Below are 15,382 nucleotides of genomic sequence, written 5' to 3'. Positions count from 1 at the left end.
GGGTCACGGTGGGTGGTCGGGCGGTGTCAGGCGGGCATCAGGTGGTAGTCGGGGAAGTTTCCGGGGGCGCGGTCGGGGTCGGGGCCTTCGGTGACGGCGTGGACGAGGAGGTCGCCGCCGACGAAGGCGCCGCGCCAGGAGGCCCCGAAGCCGCCGAAGAGCTCGTCGCGGTCGCCGCGGGAGCGGGGCTTGCCGTGGCCGGTCTTGAAGGCGCGGATCTGGGGGGCCAGGCGCTGGTAGGTGTCGGGGTCGTCGCAGGAGAGGGTGGCGACGAGGGCGCCGTTGCTGGCGTTCATGGCGGCCAGCAGCTCGGCCTCGGTGTCCACCAGGACGAGGGTGTCGACGGGGCCGAAGGGCTCGGCGTGGTGGAGGGGGGAGGACGGGGGCGGGTTGAGGAGGGTGACCGGGGCCAGGTAGGCGGAGCGGTCCTGGTCGGGGAGGAAGTGGCCGTCGTCGAGGTCGCCGCGGTGGAGGGGGACGGCGCCGCGGTCGATGGCCTCGGCCACCTGGTCGCCGAGCTCCTTGGCCTTGGCCGCGTTGATCAGGGGGCCGAAGTCCAGCTCGGGGAGGGGGTCCGCCGGGTGCTCGACGGCGAGGGGGTGGCCGAGGCGGATGGCGCGCACGGCCGGGAGGTAGACGGCGAGGAAGGCGTCGAAGGAGGAGCGCTGGACGACGAAGCGGGGGTAGGCGGTGCAGCGCTGCTTGGCGTAGTCGAAGGTCTTCCGGAGGTGGGGGCCGAGCTCGTCCCAGCCGGTGAAGTTCCAGATGCCCCAGGTGTTCAGCCCCTCCTGCTCCAGGATGTGGCGTTTGCCGAGGTCGGCGACGGCGGTGGCGACGCGGGCGCCGGTGTCGCGGCCGCCGACGAAGGAGACGCAGCCGATCTCGGGCGAGCGGACCAGGGCCTCGGACAGCTCACCGCCGCTGCCGCTGACCAGGGTGAGGGGGACGCCTTCGCGCGCGGCGAGGGCGGAGGCGAGGGTGAGGCAGGCGAGGCCGCCGTCGGTGGGGGTCTTGGCGATCACGGAGTTGCCCGCGAGGGCCTGGACCAGCATGGCGTGGGCCAGGACGCTCATCGGGTAGTTCCAGCTGGCGATGTTGGAGACCGGGCCCGGGAGCGGGGAGCGGCCCTCCAGCATGCGGTCGATCTCGCCGGCGTACCAGCGGACGCCGTCGATGGCCCGGTCCACGTCGGCCTGGGCGAGCCGCCAGGGCTTGCCGATCTCCCAGACCAGGAGGAGGGCCAGCAACTCGCGGTGGGCGGCGAGCGCGTCGAGGGCGGCGGCGACACGAGCGCGGCGCTCCGGGAGGGGTGCGTGGCGCCAGGCGCGGTGCTGGTCGAGGGCGGCGCGTACGGCCTGGCGGGCGGTGGCCGCGTCCAGACGTGGCGGGCCGGCGATGGGGGTGCCGTCGACCGGGGTGGTGGCGGGGAGGGGGTGGCCGTCGGTGTGCCAGCGGCCGTCCCAGAGGTTGCGGACGCGGTCGTCGCAGAACGCCTCGGGCGCGGCGTCCTGGCAGCGCTGCCAGGCGTCGGCCCAGGTGGTGCCGGGTTTCGGGGTGAGGGTGGCTGCCATCTGTGGACTCCGCTCTCGGGGCACGGGCGCGGTCACCGTTCACACCACCTTCCCTCGTCGGGCGCGGCTCGCCTCGCCCGCGTCGGCCAGAAGGGCGAACACCAGCTCGGCGGTCTCCGTCGGGGTGGCCCCCACCCGTACGCCGGCCGCCTCCAGCGCCTCTTTCTTGGCGCGGGCGGTGCCCGAGGAGCCGGACACGATGGCTCCGGCGTGGCCCATGGTCCTGCCCTCGGGGGCCGTGAAGCCCGCTATGTAGGCGATCACCGGCTTGGTCACCCGCTCGGCGATGAAACGAGCGGCACGCTCCTCCGCGTCGCCGCCTATCTCGCCGATCATCACGATCAGGTCGGTGTCGGGGTCGGCCTCGAAGGCGGCCAGGGCATCGATGTGGGTGGTACCAATCACCGGGTCGCCGCCGATGCCCACGCACGTCGAGAAGCCGATGTCGCGCAGCTCGTACATCAGCTGGTAGGTCAGCGTTCCGGACTTGGACACCAGCCCGATCCGGCCCGGCTTGGTGATGTCGGACGGGATGATGCCCGCGTTCGACCGGCCCGGGGAGATCAGCCCCGGGCAGTTCGGGCCGATGACGCGGGTGGCGCGGGCCCGGGCGTGGGCCTGGAAGGCGACCGCGTCGTGCACCGGGATGCCCTCGGTGATCACGACGGCGAGCGGGATCCCGGCGTCGGCGGCCTCGGTGACCGCCGCCCTGGCGAACGGCGGCGGGACGAAGAGGACCGTGACATCCGCGCCGGTGGCGTCCATCGCCTCGCGTACGGAGCCGAAGACCGGCACCGTACGGCCGTCGACGTCGACTCGTGTCCCGGCCTTGCGCGGGTTGACCCCGCCGACGATGTCGGTGCCGGCCGCGAGCATCCGGCGGGTGTGCTTCATGCCCTCCGCGCCGGTCATGCCCTGGACGATGACCTTGCTGTTCTCGGTGAGGAAGATTGCCATGACGCAAAGCCCCCTTAGGCCGCGACGGCCGCGAGTTCGGCGGCCCGCGCCGCGGCGCCGTCCATGGTGTCCACCTGGTGTACGAGCGGATGGGCGCGCTCGGCGAGGATGGCCCGGCCGCGCGCCGCGCTGTTGCCGTCGAGCCGGACGACCAGCGGTTTGGTGAGGGTGACGGTGTCCAGGGCGCGGACGATGCCCTCGGCCACCGCGTCGCAGGCGGTGATGCCGCCGAAGACGTTGACGAGAACGGACCGTACGTCGGGGTCGCCGAGGACGACCGTGAGGCCGCCCGCCATCACCTCGGCCGAGGCGCCGCCGCCGATGTCCAGGAAGTCGGCGGGGCGGGCGCCGCAGCCCGCGACCACGTCGAGGGTGGACATGACCAGGCCCGCGCCGTTGCCGATGACGCCGACCCGGCCGTCGAGCTTGACGTAGTTCAGGCCCTTGGCCGCCGCCTGCGCCTCCAGGTCGACACCGCCGGTGTCCGCCTCGTACGTGTACGTCCTGCGGAAGGTCGCGTTGTCGTCGAGCGTCACCTTGCCGTCCAGGGCCACGAGCGCCCCGCCGCGCGTCATCACGAGCGGGTTGACCTCGACCAGCAGCGCGTCCTGCTCGGTCAGCACGGTCCACAGGCGGCGCAGGATCCCCGCCGCCTCGCCCGGCAGCCCGCCCGCCGCGGCGATCTCGGCGGCCTTCGCCTCGGTCACGCCCTCCGCCGGGTCCACCGCGATCCGGGCCACCGCCTCGGGGCGGCGGGCCGCCACTTCCTCGATCTCCATGCCGCCCTCGGCGGAGGCGATCGCCAGAAAGTGGCCGCCGGCCCGGTCCAGGGCGTAGCCGACGTAGAACTCGCGCTCCACGTCGACGGGTTCGGCGACCATCACGCGGTGGACGGTGTGCCCCTTGATGTCCATGCCGAGGATCTGACGTGCGGTCAGTTCAGCCGCCGCCGGGTCGGCGGCGAGTTTCACCCCGCCCGCCTTGCCCCGTCCCCCGGTCTTCACCTGGGCTTTGACGACGACTCGGCCGCCCAGCCGCTCGGCCGCGGCGCGGGCCGCGGGCGCCGAGTCGGCGACCTCCGCCCGTGGCACCGACACGCCGTAGTGCTCGAAGAGTTCCCGTGCCTGATGTTCGAACAGGTCCATGCCCGCTCCTTGGTCCCAGTCGCAGCGCTTGGTCAAACCCTTGCCGAACGCCCCCTGGACATCGATCAGTCGATGCGGGATAACAATGTTCATACCGCATAACGTCGACTGTATGCAATCTGCAAGACCGACCGCGAGCCGTACCCCCACCCCCGACGAAGGGACGCGAATCGCCATGCCCGACGACAGCCAGGAACTCATCTCCGGCGGGCACCTGGTCGCCAAGGCGCTCAAAGCCGAGGGCGTCGACGTCATCTACACCCTCTGCGGCGGCCACATCATCGACATCTACGACGGCTGCGTCGACGAGGGCATCGACGTCATCGACGTACGCCATGAACAGGTGGCCGCCCACGCCGCCGACGGCTACGCCCGGATCACCGGCAAGCCCGGCTGCGCCGTCGTCACCGCCGGCCCCGGCACCACCGACGCGGTCACCGGCGTCGCCAACGCCTTCCGCGCCGAGTCGCCCATGCTGCTCATCGGCGGCCAGGGCGCCCACAACCAGCACAAGATGGGGTCCCTCCAGGACCTCCCGCACGTCGACATGATGGCGCCGATCACCAAGTTCGCCGCCACCGTCCCCGACACCGCCCGCGCCGCCGACATGGTGTCCATGGCCTTCCGCGAGTGCTACCACGGCGCGCCCGGCCCGTCCTTCCTGGAAATCCCGCGCGATGTGCTGGATGCCAAGGTTCCGGTGACGAAGGCGCGGATCCCCGAGGCCGGGAAGTACCGGGCCTCCACCCGGAGCGCCGGGGACCCCGAGGCCGTCGAGACCCTGGCCGACCTGCTGGTGCGGGCCGAGAAGCCGGCGATCCTGCTCGGCAGCCAGGTGTGGACCTGCCGCGCCACGGACGCGGCCATCGAGCTGGTGCGGACGCTGAACGTGCCCGCGTACATGAACGGCGCGGGGCGCGGCACCCTGCCGCCCGGCGACCCGCACCACTTCCAGCTCTCCCGCCGCTACGCCTTCTCCAACGCGGACCTGATCGTGATCGTCGGCACCCCGTTCGACTTCCGCATGGGCTACGGCAAGCGGCTCTCCCCCGACGCGACGGTCGTCCAGATCGACCTCGACTACCGCACCGTCGGCAAGAACCGCGACATCGACCTGGGCATCGTCGGCGACGCGGGCCTCGTCCTGTCCGCCGTCACCCAGGCCGCCTCGGGCCGCCTCAACGGGGGCGCGGGCAAGCGCAAGGAGTGGCTGGACGAGCTGCGCGCCGCCGAGCAGACCGCGATCGAGAAGCGGCTGCCGCAGCTGCGGTCCGACGCCTCCCCCATCCACCCGTACCGGCTGGTCAGCGAGATCAACGACTTCCTCACCGAGGACTCGATCTACATCGGCGACGGCGGCGACATCGTCACCTTCTCCGGTCAGGTGGTGCAGCCCAAGTCCCCCGGCCACTGGATGGACCCCGGCCCGCTGGGCACCCTCGGGGTCGGCGTGCCGTTCGTGATGGCCGCCAAGCAGGCCCGCCCCGACAAGGAGGTCGTGACGCTCTTCGGGGACGGCGCGTTCTCCCTCACCGGCTGGGACTTCGAGACGCTGGTCCGCTTCAACCTGCCCTTCGTCGGCATCGTCGGCAACAACTCCTCGATGAACCAGATCCGTTACGGCCAGAAGGCCAAGTACGGCGAGGAGCGCCAGCGGATCGGCAACACCCTCGGCGATGTGCCGTACGACCAGTTCGCGCGGATGCTCGGCGGCTACGGCGAGGAGGTCCGCGACCCGGCGGACATCGCCCCGGCCCTGCGGCGCGCCCGCGAGTCCGGCAAGCCGTCGCTGATCAACGTCTGGGTCGACCCGGACGCGTACGCCCCCGGAACGATGAACCAGACGATGTACAAGTAAAGGGGCCAAGAGATGACCCAGGCTCTTGAGGGCGTACGCGTCCTCGACATGACGCACGTACAGTCCGGTCCCTCCGCCACCCAGCTGCTGGCCTGGCTCGGCGCGGACGTCATCAAGCTGGAGTCCGTCACCGGGGACATCACGCGCAAGCAGCTGCGCGACCTCCCGGACGTCGACTCCCTCTACTTCACGATGCTCAACTGCAACAAGCGGAGCATCACCCTCAACACCAAGACCGAGCGCGGCAAGGAGCTCCTCACCGAGCTCATCCGGCGCAGCGACGTCATGGTGGAGAACTTCGGCCCCGGCGCCGTGGACCGCATGGGGTTCACCTGGGAGCGCATCCAGGAGATCAACCCGCGGATCGTCTACGCCTCGATCAAGGGCTTCGGCGACGGCCCGTACACCAAGTTCAAGGCGTACGAGGTGGTCGCGCAGGCCATGGGCGGGTCGATGTCCACGACCGGCTTCGACGACGGGCCGCCGCTGGCGACCGGCGCGCAGATCGGCGACTCGGGCACCGGGGTGCACTGTGTGGCGGGCATCCTGGCCGCGCTCTACCAGCGCACCCGCACCGGGCGCGGCCAGCGCGTCAATGTGGCCATGCAGCACGCGGTGCTGAATCTGTGCCGGGTCAAGCTGCGCGACCAGCAGCGGCTGGCGCACGGCGCGCTCGCGGAGTACCCGAACGACAGCTTCGGGGACGAGGTGCCGCGCTCGGGCAACGCGAGCGGCGGCGGACAGCCCGGCTGGGCGGTCAGGTGCGCGCCCGGCGGGCCCAACGACTATGTGTACGTCATCGTGCAGCCCGTCGGCTGGCAGCCGATCACCGAGCTGATCGGCCGGCCGGAGCTGGCCGAGGACCCCGAGTGGGCGACGCCCGAGGCGCGGCTGCCCAAGCTGGCCAAGATGTTCCAGCTCATCGAGGAGTGGTCGTCCGCCCTGCCCAAGTGGGAGGTGCTGGAGGCGCTGAACGCCCACAACATCCCCTGCGGGCCGATCCTGTCCACCAGGGAGATCGTCGAGGACGCGTCGCTCGCGGCCAACGAGATGGTGGTGAAGGTCGACCACCCCGAGCGCGGCACCTTCACCACCGTCGGCTCGCCGCTGAAGCTCTCCGACTCCCCGGTCGACGTCGAGCGCTCCCCGCTGCTGGGCGAGCACAACGAAGAGGTGTACGTCGGGGAGCTGGGCCTCGGCGACGAGGAAGTGCGGCAGCTCAAGGCGAACGGAGTGATCTGACGGTGGCGCAGGCAACGTATGACACAGCGGCCGTACGGGCCGTGCTCGACGCCGCGCGCGCCGAGGGGCGTTCGGCGCTGACGGCGCCCGAGGGCAAGCTGATCACCGACGCGTACGGCATTCCGACCCCGGCCGAGGGGCTGGCGGAGTGCGCGGACGACGCGGTGGCGCTCGCCGACCGGATCGGCTTCCCGGTCGCCCTCAAGATCGTCTCCCCGGACATCCTGCACAAGACCGACGCGGGCGGGGTCCAGGTGGGCCTGACATCGGCGGCCGAGGTGCGCGGCGCGTTCACCGCGATCGTGACCAACGCCCGCGCGTACGACCCGGGCGCCCGGATCAAGGGCGTGCAGGTACAGCAGATGGTGCCGGCCGGCGGCCAGGAGGTCATCGTCGGCGCGGTCACCGACCCGACCTTCGGGAAGGTCGTCGCGTTCGGGCTGGGCGGGGTGCTGGTGGAGGTGTTGAAGGACATCACCTTCCGGCTGGCCCCGGCGAGCAGGGACGACGCGCTGTCGATGCTGGACTCCATCCGGGCCGCCGAGGTGCTGCGGGGCGTACGCGGCGGGGCGGCGGTGGACCGGGAGGCGCTGGCCGGTCTGGTGGTCCGGGTCTCCCGGCTGGCCGCCGACTTCCCCGAGATCGCCGAGGTGGATCTGAATCCGGTGTTCGCCTCCGCGAGCGGGGTGCTGGCCGCCGACGTACGGATCCTGCTCAGCGACGAACCGCCCGCCGAGCGGCGCCGCTACTCGCGCGAGGAGATCCTGGCCGCGATGGGGCGGCTGATGCAGCCGCGCTCGGTCGCCGTGATCGGCGCCTCCAACGAGCAGGGCAAGATCGGCAACTCGGTGATGCGCAACCTCATCGACGGCGGCTTCCCGGGCGAGATCCACCCGGTGAACCCCAAGTCCGACGACATCCTGGGCCGCAAGGCGTACAAGTCGGTGACGGATGTGCCGGGCGAGGTGGATGTGGCGGTCTTCGCGATCCCCGCGAAGTTCGTCCCCGCGGCGCTGGAGGAGGTCGGCCGCAAGGGCATCCCCAACGCCGTCCTCATCCCGTCAGGCTTCGCCGAGACCGGCGAACACGAGCTCCAGGAACGGATCGTGGCGATCGCCGAGGAGCACGGCACCCGGCTGCTGGGGCCGAACATCTACGGCTACTACTCCACCTGGCAGGACCTGTGCGCCACGTTCTGCACCCCGTACGACGTCAAGGGCCCGGTGGCGCTCACCTCGCAGTCCGGCGGCATCGGGATGGCGATCCTCGGCTTCGCCCGCACCACCCGCACCGGCGTCTCAGCGATCGTCGGCCTCGGCAACAAGTCGGACGTGGACGAGGACGACCTGCTCACCTACTTCGGCGAGGACCCCAACACCCGGTGCATCGCCATGCACCTGGAGGACCTCAAGGACGGCCGCGCCTTCGTCGAGGCCGCGCGCGCCACCGTGCCGAAGAAGCCGGTCGTGGTGCTCAAGGCGGGCCGTACCGCGGCGGGCGCCAAGGCCGCGGGCTCCCACACCGGCGCGCTGGCCGGGGACGACGCGGTCTACGACGACATCCTGCGGCAGGCCGGGGTGATCCGCGCGCCGGGCCTGAACGAGATGCTGGAGTACGCGCGGGCGCTGCCCGTGCTGCCCACGCCACAAGGTGACAACGTAGTCATCATCACCGGCGCCGGGGGCTCCGGGGTGCTGCTGTCCGACGCCATCGTCGACAACGGGCTGTCGCTGATGGAGATCCCGGCGGATCTGGACGCGGCCTTCCGCCGCTTCATCCCGCCCTTCGGCGCGGCCGGCAACCCGGTCGACATCACCGGCGGCGAGCCCCCGGCCACCTACGAGGCCACCATCCGGCTGGGCCTTGAGGACCCGCGCATCCACGCGCTCGTCCTCGGCTACTGGCACACCATCGTCACCCCGCCGATGGTGTTCGCCGAGCTGACCGCGCGGGTCGTCGAGGAGTTCCGGGCGCGCGGCATCCACAAGCCCGTGGTGGCCTCCCTCGCGGGCGACACCGAGGTCGAGCAGGCGAGCCAGTACCTCTTCGAGCACGGCGTGGTGGCCTACCCGTACACCACCGAGAAGCCGGTGGCCGTCCTGGGCGCGAAGTACCGCTGGGCCCGGTCGGCGGGGTTGCTCACGTAAAAGCGCACCGTTCTCCCGAGCACGAAGAGTTTGGACAGGGGGCGCTGGCCAGTTCCTTCGAAGCCAAGGGGACGTCATGAGCACAGAGGGACAGCGGAGTGGAACCGTGCCATTCCGGGAAGTGCAAGACGGCAAGGGGCGCGTCTACCGCGTCGGCGAGACGGACCGCGACATTCTCGGCCACAGCCGGAAGTTAATGGTCTATCTGCCATGGATCGCGATGATGGCCATCAGCGTGTCCGAGTACGCGTACGGCTCGGCCGAGGACACGCTCTCCGACGCACACGGCTGGAGCCAGAGCAACACCTTCTGGATCCTGAGCGTGTGGGTGTTCTTCCAGGCGGGGATCGCCTTCCCCGCCGGCTGGCTGCGGGAGAGGGGGATACTCACCGCCCGCAGGGCGATGTTCACGGGGTCGGGCTTATGTCTCGTGGGCTTTCTCGCCCTCTCCCACCTCGACAACGTCTTCGCCGCGATCTGCGGCTTCGGCGTCATCGGGGGGCTTGGCTCCGGGCTCGTCTACGCCACCTGCATCAACATGGTGGGCAAGTGGTTCCCGGAGCGGCGCGGCGCGAAGACCGGGTTCGTCAACGGCGGCTTCGCGTACGGCGCGCTGCCGTTCATCTTCATCTTCAACTACTGGTTCGACACCGGAAACTACAACGAGGTGCTCGACCTCATCGGTGTCTATGTGCTGCTCGTGGTGGCGGTCTGCGCCTGGTTCTTCAAGGACCCGCCCAAGAACTGGTGGCCCGCGCACATCGACCCGATCCGCTTCAGCGGCAACGCCAAAACCGCGGCGAGCCTGGCGAAGAACCCGCCCGCGGTGCGGCAGTACACGCCCAAGGAGGCCATCAGGACGGGCATGCTGCCCCTGATGTGGCTGTCGCTGGTGATGACGGCCGGGGTGTCCATCTTCGGCATCTCCTTCCAGGTCGACTACGCCAAGGAGGTGGGCTTCGGCCCGCTGGTCGCGGCCTCGTCGATGGGCATCATGTCCGTCATCAACGGCGTGGGGCGCGGGGTCGTGGGCTGGCTGTCGGACATCTGGGGGCGCAAGCCCACCCTGGTGTTCGTGATCGTGGTCCTGGGGCTCGCGCAGTTCGGGGTGATCTGGGCCGGAAACCTGCACAACGAGGCGCTGTTCCTCGTCTTCGCCTTCCTCTCCGGCTTCGGCGGCGGCGCCTTCTACCCGATGTTCGCCGCCCTGACCCCGGACTACTTCGGCGAGAACTACAACGCCACCAACTACGGCCTGGTGTACAGCGGAAAGCTGGTCAGCGGGCTGTTCGGCGGCGGTCTCGGCTCCATGGTGGTCGACGACTGGGGGTACGACGGGGCGTACGCGCTGGCCGGAGGCATCTCCATGGTGGCGGCCGCGGTCGCCCTGCTGCTCCGCCAGCCGGGCCGGCCACGGGTCCGCGACATCGCGCCCAACCCGCAGCCGATCAGCCGGGAGGCGGTCTGAGCCTCGTACGGTGACGGATTCGGGACGGCGGCACGCCCCGCACCAGGGGCGTGCCGCCGTCCCGCGTTTCCCCGGGAGCTACGAGGGCTACTGGGCGCTCGCGGCGGGGCGCACCACGATCTCGTTCACGTCGACCTCGGCGGGCCGGCTGATGGCGAAGGCGATGGCATCCGCGACCGCCGAGGCGGGGATGGCCGCCGCGCGATAGACCTTCATGGCCTGGCGGGCATCCGCGTCGGAGATCGAGTCGGCGAGTTCGGACTCGGTGACGCCCGGGGACACGACACTGACCCGGATGTCGCCGCCCGATTCCTGGCGCAGCCCCTCGGAGAGCGCGCGTACGGCGAACTTGGTCGCGCAGTACACGGCGGCGGTGGGCGACACCTCGAACGCGCCGACCGAGGCGACGTTCACGAACTGCCCGCCGCCCTGCCGCCGCATCACCGGCAGGGCGGCCGCGATGCCGTACAGCACACCGCGGATGTTCACGTCGATCATGCGGTCCCACTCATCGACCTTCAGCGCCTCGAGCGGCGAGAGCGGCATCACCCCGGCGTTGTTGACCATCACGTCCACGCGTCCCCAGCGCTCACCGGCGGCGGCGACGAAGCCGCGCATATCGGCGGCGTCCGTGACGTCCAGCGAGCGGCAGGCCGCGCTGCCGCCCTCGGCGGTGATCTCCTGGACCAGCGCCTCCAGGCGGTCCACGCGCCGCGCGCCCAGCAGGACGTGATGGCCGTCGGCGGCCAGGCGGCGGGCGGTGGCCTCCCCGATGCCACTGCTCGCCCCGGTGATCAGGACGACCTTGGCGGTGTTCCCGGCGGTGTCCGTCATGTGTTTTCTCCGTAAATCGCTAGGTGGAACACTTCCGTCACGCCGAGTCTGGGCAGGTCAGCGGCGTTCAACCAGGACGGACACTCCCTGGGTACGGCACACCCAGGCGGCCCGCGGAGCCGCCGCCTAGCCTGGACGCATGGCTGACAACCACCTGGGAGAATTTCTGCGCACGCGACGCGCGGCCCTGCGGCCGGAGGACGTCGGCATGCCGAGCCACGGAGTACGCAGGGTCGCCGGGCTGCGCCGTGAGGAGGTCGCGGTCCTGGCCGGGATGAACGTCGACTACTACACCCGGCTGGAACAGGGCCGTGAGCGCCATCCCTCGCCCCAGGTGCTCGACGCCCTCGGCCGCGCCCTGCGCCTCGATCCGGACGCCCGGGCCCACCTGCACCGAGTGGCCGGGGTGGCGCCGGGCACGCGGCCCTCCGCCACCGCCGCCACCGTGTCCCCGGCGTTGCGCCAGCTGATGGACGGCTATCCGAACACCCCGGCGTTCGTGATCAACCGCACGATGGACATCCTCGCCGCCAACGCCCTGACCGATGCCCTTTACGCCCCGTTCGCAGCGGCGGACAACCTGGTCCGCATGGCCTTCCTGGACCCCGTGGCCCGTGGCTTCTACCCCGACTGGGACTGGACGGCCCAGGCCACCGTGGCCAATCTGCGCGAGGCGACCGGCTTTGACGCGGACGACCCGCGGCTGCGCGAGCTCGTCGCCACCCTCACCGAGCACAGCCCGGAGTTCACCCGCCTCTGGAACACGCACAGCGTGCGCGGCAAGACACGGGAGCCCAAGCGCTTCCTGCACCCGGACGTCGGCCCGCTCACCCTCACCTACCAGGCCTTCGACGTACGTGACGCCCCCGGCCAGCAACTCATCATCTACCACGCCGAACCGGGCAGCCCCAGCGCCCAGGCCCTGGGCCTCCTCGGCTCCGTCCACGCCACCCGGCACCGGCCGGATTCCCCCCGCCACCATGGTCGTTAGGGTTGCGGAGCATGACACTGACAGCAGTAGCCCTGGTCGTGATGGTCATCGCGGTGTTGGGGTCGGCCGTCGAGCGCAAGATCGACAAGCTGAACCGCAGGACCGCGCAGTTGACCCGCAAGGTCGACCTGATCCTCGATCACCTGGGCATCGAGGAACCTCAGCCGGAGCTGGCACCGGTGCGGGCCCTCCTCGCGGAGGGGAAGAAGATCCACGCCGTCAAGGCCTACCGGGAGCTCACCGGGGCGGACCTCAAGGAGGCCAAGGAGGCGGTCGACCGCATGGGGTGACGCGCCTCCGTGGCACGCCTCCGCGACGCCCCGTCAGCCCCGTTCGCGCTCGTGGTACGTGCGCCGGGTGTGTTCGGTGTGGGCGCGCATGACGTCCGTGGCGCGGCGCTCGTCGCCGCCGGAGATGGCCGCGATCAGCTCGCGGTGTTCGATCCAGGACTGCTTGCCGCGCTGGCGGGCCACCGGGGTGTAGTACCAGCGGACCCTGCGGTCCACCTGGGCGGCCAGCTCGGCCAGGACCGCGTTTCCGGCGAGCTCCATCACCTTGGCGTGGAACTCCGCGTTGGCCGCGACCGCGCCGTCCACGTCGTCCGCGAGCACCGCGCGCTCGCCCTTGGCGCACAGCTCCTCCAGGGCCTCGACCCCGGACGGGCCGGCGCTCGCGGCGGCCAGCCGGGCGGCCTCCGCCTCCAGGAGGGTGCGGACGGTGAGCAGTTGGTCGGCCTCGTCCTCGGTGGGCTCGTGGACGAACGCGCCCTGGGCGGGGCGCAGATCCACCCACCCCTCCGTGTTCAGCCGCTGAAGCGCCTCGCGCACCGGCTGGCGGGAGACCCCGAGGTGGCCGGCGAGTTCGCTTTCGACCAGGTGCTGGCCGGGGCGCAGGGCGCGCGTGGTGATCAGCTCGAGCAGCGCCTCGTAGACGCGCTCGCGGAGCGGCCCCGGCCGCTCCAGCTTCGGCACCGCGCCCTGCGGCAGTCCTCTGGACAGCATCGGGCCCCCTTCGGATTCGTCCGGATTCGTCGCCCCGGGCTTCTCGGGCTCCCTCGGCAGACAGGCTCCCCGATTGGTTATTGTCTACAGTTTACCCATACTGTCCACGCAAGGACGGCCTGACATCTGGTCAGGCAGTGGCCGAATTACTTAAAGTCCGGTCCATGCCCTCCACTCCCCGCCTCGCCTTCCTCGACCGCTCCCGCACCCTCGCACCACCGGGCTGGAGCCGCTGGCTGGTTCCGCCCGCCGCGCTCTCCGTCCACCTCGCCATCGGCCAGGCGTACGCCTGGAGCGTGTTCAAGCCGCCGCTGGAGTCCTCGCTCGACCTGTCGGGGACCGCGAGCGCGCTCCCCTTCCAACTGGGCATAGTGATGCTGGGCCTCTCGGCGGCCTTCGGCGGCACGCTGGTCGAGCGCAACGGCCCGCGCTGGGCAATGTTCGTGTCGCTGGTCTGCTTCTCCTCCGGCTTCCTCGTCGCCGCGCTGGGCGCCGCCACCCGCCAGTACTGGCTGGTGGTGCTCGGCTACGGCTTCATCGGCGGCATCGGCCTGGGCATCGGATACATCTCTCCGGTCTCGACGCTGATGAAGTGGTTCCCCGACCGACCAGGGATGGCCACCGGCATCGCCATCATGGGCTTCGGCGGCGGCGCGCTCATCGCCTCACCCTGGTCGACCCGGCTGCTGGAGGCGTTCGGCACGGACAGCTCCGGCATCGCGTCCACCTTCCTCGTGCACGGGCTCACCTACGGTGCCTTCATGACGCTCGGCGTACTGCTGGTGCGGGTGCCGCCGGACGGCTGGCGGCCGGCCGGCTGGCAGCCGCCGAGCACGCCGGGCCGCCTGGTCAGCACGGCCCACGTCTCGGCCCGCAACGCCATCCGCACCCCGCAGTTCTGGTGCCTGTGGGTCGTGCTGTGCATGAACGTCACGGCCGGTATCGGCGTCCTGGAGAAGGCCGCGCCGATGATCACGGACTACTTCGCGGACACCTCGGCCTCCGTCACCACCTCCGCCGCCGCGGGCTTCGTGGCACTGCTGTCGGCCGCGAACATGACGGGGCGACTGCTGTGGTCGTCGACCTCCGACCTGATCGGCCGCAAGAACATGTACCGGATCTACCTGGGGATGGGCGCGCTGATGTATCTGGCGATCGCACAGCTCGGGGACTCCTCCAAGCCGCTGTTCGTGATCTGCGCGCTGGTGATCCTGTCCTTCTACGGCGGCGGGTTCGCGACCGTACCGGCGTATCTCAAGGACCTGTTCGGCACCTACCAGGTGGGCGCGATCCACGGACGGCTGCTGACGGCGTGGTCGCTGGCCGGGGTCCTCGGCCCGTTCATCGTCAACAAGGTCGCCGACCACCAGAAGGAAGCCGGACACACCGGCCCCGGCCTCTACTCGCTCTCCATGTCCATCATGATCGGCCTGCTCGTCGTCGGCTTCGTGGCCAACGAGCTGATCCGGCCGGTCGATCCGCGCTTCCACGAGCCCGCCGGAGAGCCGACGGACACCCGGGAAGCCACCCCCGCCGAGAAGGGAACGGACCGATGAGGAACCGCACGGCTCTGACCGTCGCCGTCTGGGCCTGGGTGGTCCTGCCGTTCGGCTACGGGGTCTACGAACTCGTCCGCAAGGCCACCCAGCTCTTCACCGGCTGAGCCGGGCGGACCCATGGGCAGCGGCCCCGGCCGTCCGATCAGGGCGGGCCGGGGCCTCTTCGTCACGTTGCCGGACCCGAGTCAGGCCCGCGTCGCGCGCAGCGCCGCGTACTGGAGGACCGCGAAGCCGCCGACGGTGACGGCCTGGAGCGGGATCCACACCGCGCCCGCCGTCGTCGGCGCCAGCCAGGTGGCGAGCGCGATCAGGCTGACCACGGCCCAGACCACGTTCGCCTCGATGACGGCACGGACCGGCAGCACCGGCGGGCTCTTGCGCGAGGCGAGGATCCCGACGCCCGCGCCGAAGAGCGTGAGGAAGGCGCCGAGGCCCAGCAGCAGCCCCTGGCCCATGCCGAGGAACCGGCCGAGCGGGCCCGAGGCGGCGAGGTAGGCGAGTCCGTTGCCGGTGGTGACGACGGCGTCGAGGGCGAGGAAGCGGCGCAGCATGGTCTGCGGCTCGGAGGTGCGGGCCAGGGCGGAGAGCTGAAGAGCAGACATAACGGAT

Annotated in this window: 14 protein-coding genes; 8 read left to right on the top strand and 6 right to left on the bottom strand. The window is 71.0% G+C overall.

The window, feature by feature from the left end; all coding sequences use genetic code 11:
- Positions 1 to 26 precede the first annotated feature (26 nt).
- Genes ACZ4WQ_RS24035 through sucC form a run of 3 tightly spaced genes read right to left on the bottom strand, consistent with a single transcriptional unit; the run spans position 27 to position 3,673 of the window.
- Positions 27 to 1,571 carry an aldehyde dehydrogenase family protein gene (locus ACZ4WQ_RS24035; RefSeq protein ID WP_398373919.1) on the bottom strand — a complete coding sequence of 515 codons (1,545 nt, stop codon included), beginning with the start codon at positions 1,569 to 1,571 and terminating at the stop codon, positions 27 to 29.
- A 39-nt stretch (positions 1,572 to 1,610) separates the two neighbouring features.
- Positions 1,611 to 2,528: a succinate--CoA ligase subunit alpha gene (gene sucD, locus ACZ4WQ_RS24030; protein WP_398373918.1), complete on the bottom strand. Its 918-nt coding sequence runs from the start codon at positions 2,526 to 2,528 to the stop codon at positions 1,611 to 1,613.
- A gap of 14 nt (positions 2,529 to 2,542) precedes the next feature.
- The gene (gene sucC, locus ACZ4WQ_RS24025; protein WP_398374015.1) at positions 2,543 to 3,673 is read right to left on the bottom strand and encodes an ADP-forming succinate--CoA ligase subunit beta; all 1,131 of its coding nucleotides are present in this window, start codon (positions 3,671 to 3,673) and stop codon (positions 2,543 to 2,545) included.
- Positions 3,674 to 3,848: 175 nt separating this feature from the next.
- Between sucC and ACZ4WQ_RS24020 the strand changes: the two genes are divergently transcribed.
- From ACZ4WQ_RS24020 to ACZ4WQ_RS24005, 4 genes are all read left to right on the top strand, one after another.
- Entirely contained in the window at positions 3,849 to 5,531 is a 1,683-nt protein-coding gene (locus ACZ4WQ_RS24020; protein WP_311728462.1) for a thiamine pyrophosphate-binding protein, read from the top strand.
- A 12-nt stretch (positions 5,532 to 5,543) separates the two neighbouring features.
- Complete coding sequence (gene frc, locus ACZ4WQ_RS24015) at positions 5,544 to 6,773, top strand: formyl-CoA transferase (protein ID WP_398373917.1); 1,230 nt, start codon at positions 5,544 to 5,546, stop codon at positions 6,771 to 6,773.
- Between the two features lie 2 nt (positions 6,774 to 6,775).
- Positions 6,776 to 8,920 carry an acetate--CoA ligase family protein gene (locus ACZ4WQ_RS24010; RefSeq protein ID WP_398373916.1) on the top strand — a complete coding sequence of 715 codons (2,145 nt, stop codon included), beginning with the start codon at positions 6,776 to 6,778 and terminating at the stop codon, positions 8,918 to 8,920.
- 76 nt (positions 8,921 to 8,996) lie between these two features.
- A complete protein-coding gene (locus ACZ4WQ_RS24005) occupies positions 8,997 to 10,388 on the top strand; it encodes an OFA family MFS transporter (RefSeq protein ID WP_398373915.1) in 1,392 nt (463 codons plus the stop codon).
- Positions 10,389 to 10,475: 87 nt separating this feature from the next.
- Here ACZ4WQ_RS24005 and ACZ4WQ_RS24000 read toward each other — a convergent pair whose 3' ends face one another.
- Complete coding sequence (locus ACZ4WQ_RS24000) at positions 10,476 to 11,222, bottom strand: SDR family oxidoreductase (RefSeq protein ID WP_398373914.1); 747 nt, start codon at positions 11,220 to 11,222, stop codon at positions 10,476 to 10,478.
- A 139-nt stretch (positions 11,223 to 11,361) separates the two neighbouring features.
- Between ACZ4WQ_RS24000 and ACZ4WQ_RS23995 the strand changes: the two genes are divergently transcribed.
- Both ACZ4WQ_RS23995 and ACZ4WQ_RS23990 read left to right on the top strand, forming a co-directional pair.
- Positions 11,362 to 12,213, top strand: coding sequence for a helix-turn-helix transcriptional regulator (locus tag ACZ4WQ_RS23995; protein ID WP_358844431.1), 852 nt, complete (start codon positions 11,362 to 11,364; stop codon positions 12,211 to 12,213).
- Positions 12,214 to 12,224: 11 nt separating this feature from the next.
- Positions 12,225 to 12,503 carry a ribosomal protein L7/L12 gene (locus ACZ4WQ_RS23990; protein WP_398373913.1) on the top strand — a complete coding sequence of 93 codons (279 nt, stop codon included), beginning with the start codon at positions 12,225 to 12,227 and terminating at the stop codon, positions 12,501 to 12,503.
- A 33-nt stretch (positions 12,504 to 12,536) separates the two neighbouring features.
- On the opposite strand, the gene ACZ4WQ_RS23985 is transcribed toward ACZ4WQ_RS23990, so the two are convergent.
- Positions 12,537 to 13,214 carry a GntR family transcriptional regulator gene (locus ACZ4WQ_RS23985; RefSeq protein WP_311728401.1) on the bottom strand — a complete coding sequence of 226 codons (678 nt, stop codon included), beginning with the start codon at positions 13,212 to 13,214 and terminating at the stop codon, positions 12,537 to 12,539.
- A 164-nt stretch (positions 13,215 to 13,378) separates the two neighbouring features.
- Here ACZ4WQ_RS23985 and ACZ4WQ_RS23980 point away from each other — a divergent pair, with 164 nt between their 5' ends.
- Together ACZ4WQ_RS23980 and ACZ4WQ_RS23975 are read left to right on the top strand one after the other, a co-directional pair.
- Positions 13,379 to 14,770: an L-lactate MFS transporter gene (locus tag ACZ4WQ_RS23980; RefSeq protein WP_398373912.1), complete on the top strand. Its 1,392-nt coding sequence runs from the start codon at positions 13,379 to 13,381 to the stop codon at positions 14,768 to 14,770.
- Positions 14,767 to 14,877, top strand: coding sequence for an MFS transporter small subunit (locus ACZ4WQ_RS23975; RefSeq protein ID WP_435861605.1), 111 nt, complete (start codon positions 14,767 to 14,769; stop codon positions 14,875 to 14,877). Before ACZ4WQ_RS23980 ends, ACZ4WQ_RS23975 begins: the two co-directional genes overlap by 4 nt.
- 81 nt (positions 14,878 to 14,958) lie before the next feature.
- Here the strand turns inward: ACZ4WQ_RS23975 and ACZ4WQ_RS23970 are convergent, their stop codons facing one another.
- Positions 14,959 to 15,375: a hypothetical protein gene (locus ACZ4WQ_RS23970; protein ID WP_398373911.1), complete on the bottom strand. Its 417-nt coding sequence runs from the start codon at positions 15,373 to 15,375 to the stop codon at positions 14,959 to 14,961.
- Positions 15,376 to 15,382: the final 7 nt, after the last annotated feature.

It is taken from the genome of Streptomyces sp. NPDC028305 (assembly GCF_055569495.1).
Note: the sequence above shows the minus strand (reverse complement) of the source record. Positions and strands in the feature narration are given on the sequence as shown.

Excerpts from the sequence above, each read along its gene's own strand:
- ACZ4WQ_RS23975 (WP_435861605.1), top strand. The coding sequence starts at position 14,767 with ATGAGGAACCGCACGGCTCTGACCGTCGCCGTCTGGGCCTGGGTGGTC.
- ACZ4WQ_RS23970 (WP_398373911.1), bottom strand. The coding sequence starts at position 15,375 with ATGTCTGCTCTTCAGCTCTCCGCCCTGGCCCGCACCTCCGAGCCGCAG.
- ACZ4WQ_RS24035 (WP_398373919.1), bottom strand. The coding sequence starts at position 1,571 with ATGGCAGCCACCCTCACCCCGAAACCCGGCACCACCTGGGCCGACGCC.
- ACZ4WQ_RS24005 (WP_398373915.1), top strand. The coding sequence starts at position 8,997 with ATGAGCACAGAGGGACAGCGGAGTGGAACCGTGCCATTCCGGGAAGTG.
- ACZ4WQ_RS23990 (WP_398373913.1), top strand. The coding sequence starts at position 12,225 with ATGACACTGACAGCAGTAGCCCTGGTCGTGATGGTCATCGCGGTGTTG.
- sucD (WP_398373918.1), bottom strand. The coding sequence starts at position 2,528 with ATGGCAATCTTCCTCACCGAGAACAGCAAGGTCATCGTCCAGGGCATG.
- ACZ4WQ_RS24000 (WP_398373914.1), bottom strand. The coding sequence starts at position 11,222 with ATGACGGACACCGCCGGGAACACCGCCAAGGTCGTCCTGATCACCGGG.
- ACZ4WQ_RS24020 (WP_311728462.1), top strand. The coding sequence starts at position 3,849 with ATGCCCGACGACAGCCAGGAACTCATCTCCGGCGGGCACCTGGTCGCC.
- frc (WP_398373917.1), top strand. The coding sequence starts at position 5,544 with ATGACCCAGGCTCTTGAGGGCGTACGCGTCCTCGACATGACGCACGTA.
- ACZ4WQ_RS23980 (WP_398373912.1), top strand. The coding sequence starts at position 13,379 with ATGCCCTCCACTCCCCGCCTCGCCTTCCTCGACCGCTCCCGCACCCTC.
- ACZ4WQ_RS23995 (WP_358844431.1), top strand. The coding sequence starts at position 11,362 with ATGGCTGACAACCACCTGGGAGAATTTCTGCGCACGCGACGCGCGGCC.
- ACZ4WQ_RS23985 (WP_311728401.1), bottom strand. The coding sequence starts at position 13,214 with ATGCTGTCCAGAGGACTGCCGCAGGGCGCGGTGCCGAAGCTGGAGCGG.
- sucC (WP_398374015.1), bottom strand. The coding sequence starts at position 3,673 with ATGGACCTGTTCGAACATCAGGCACGGGAACTCTTCGAGCACTACGGC.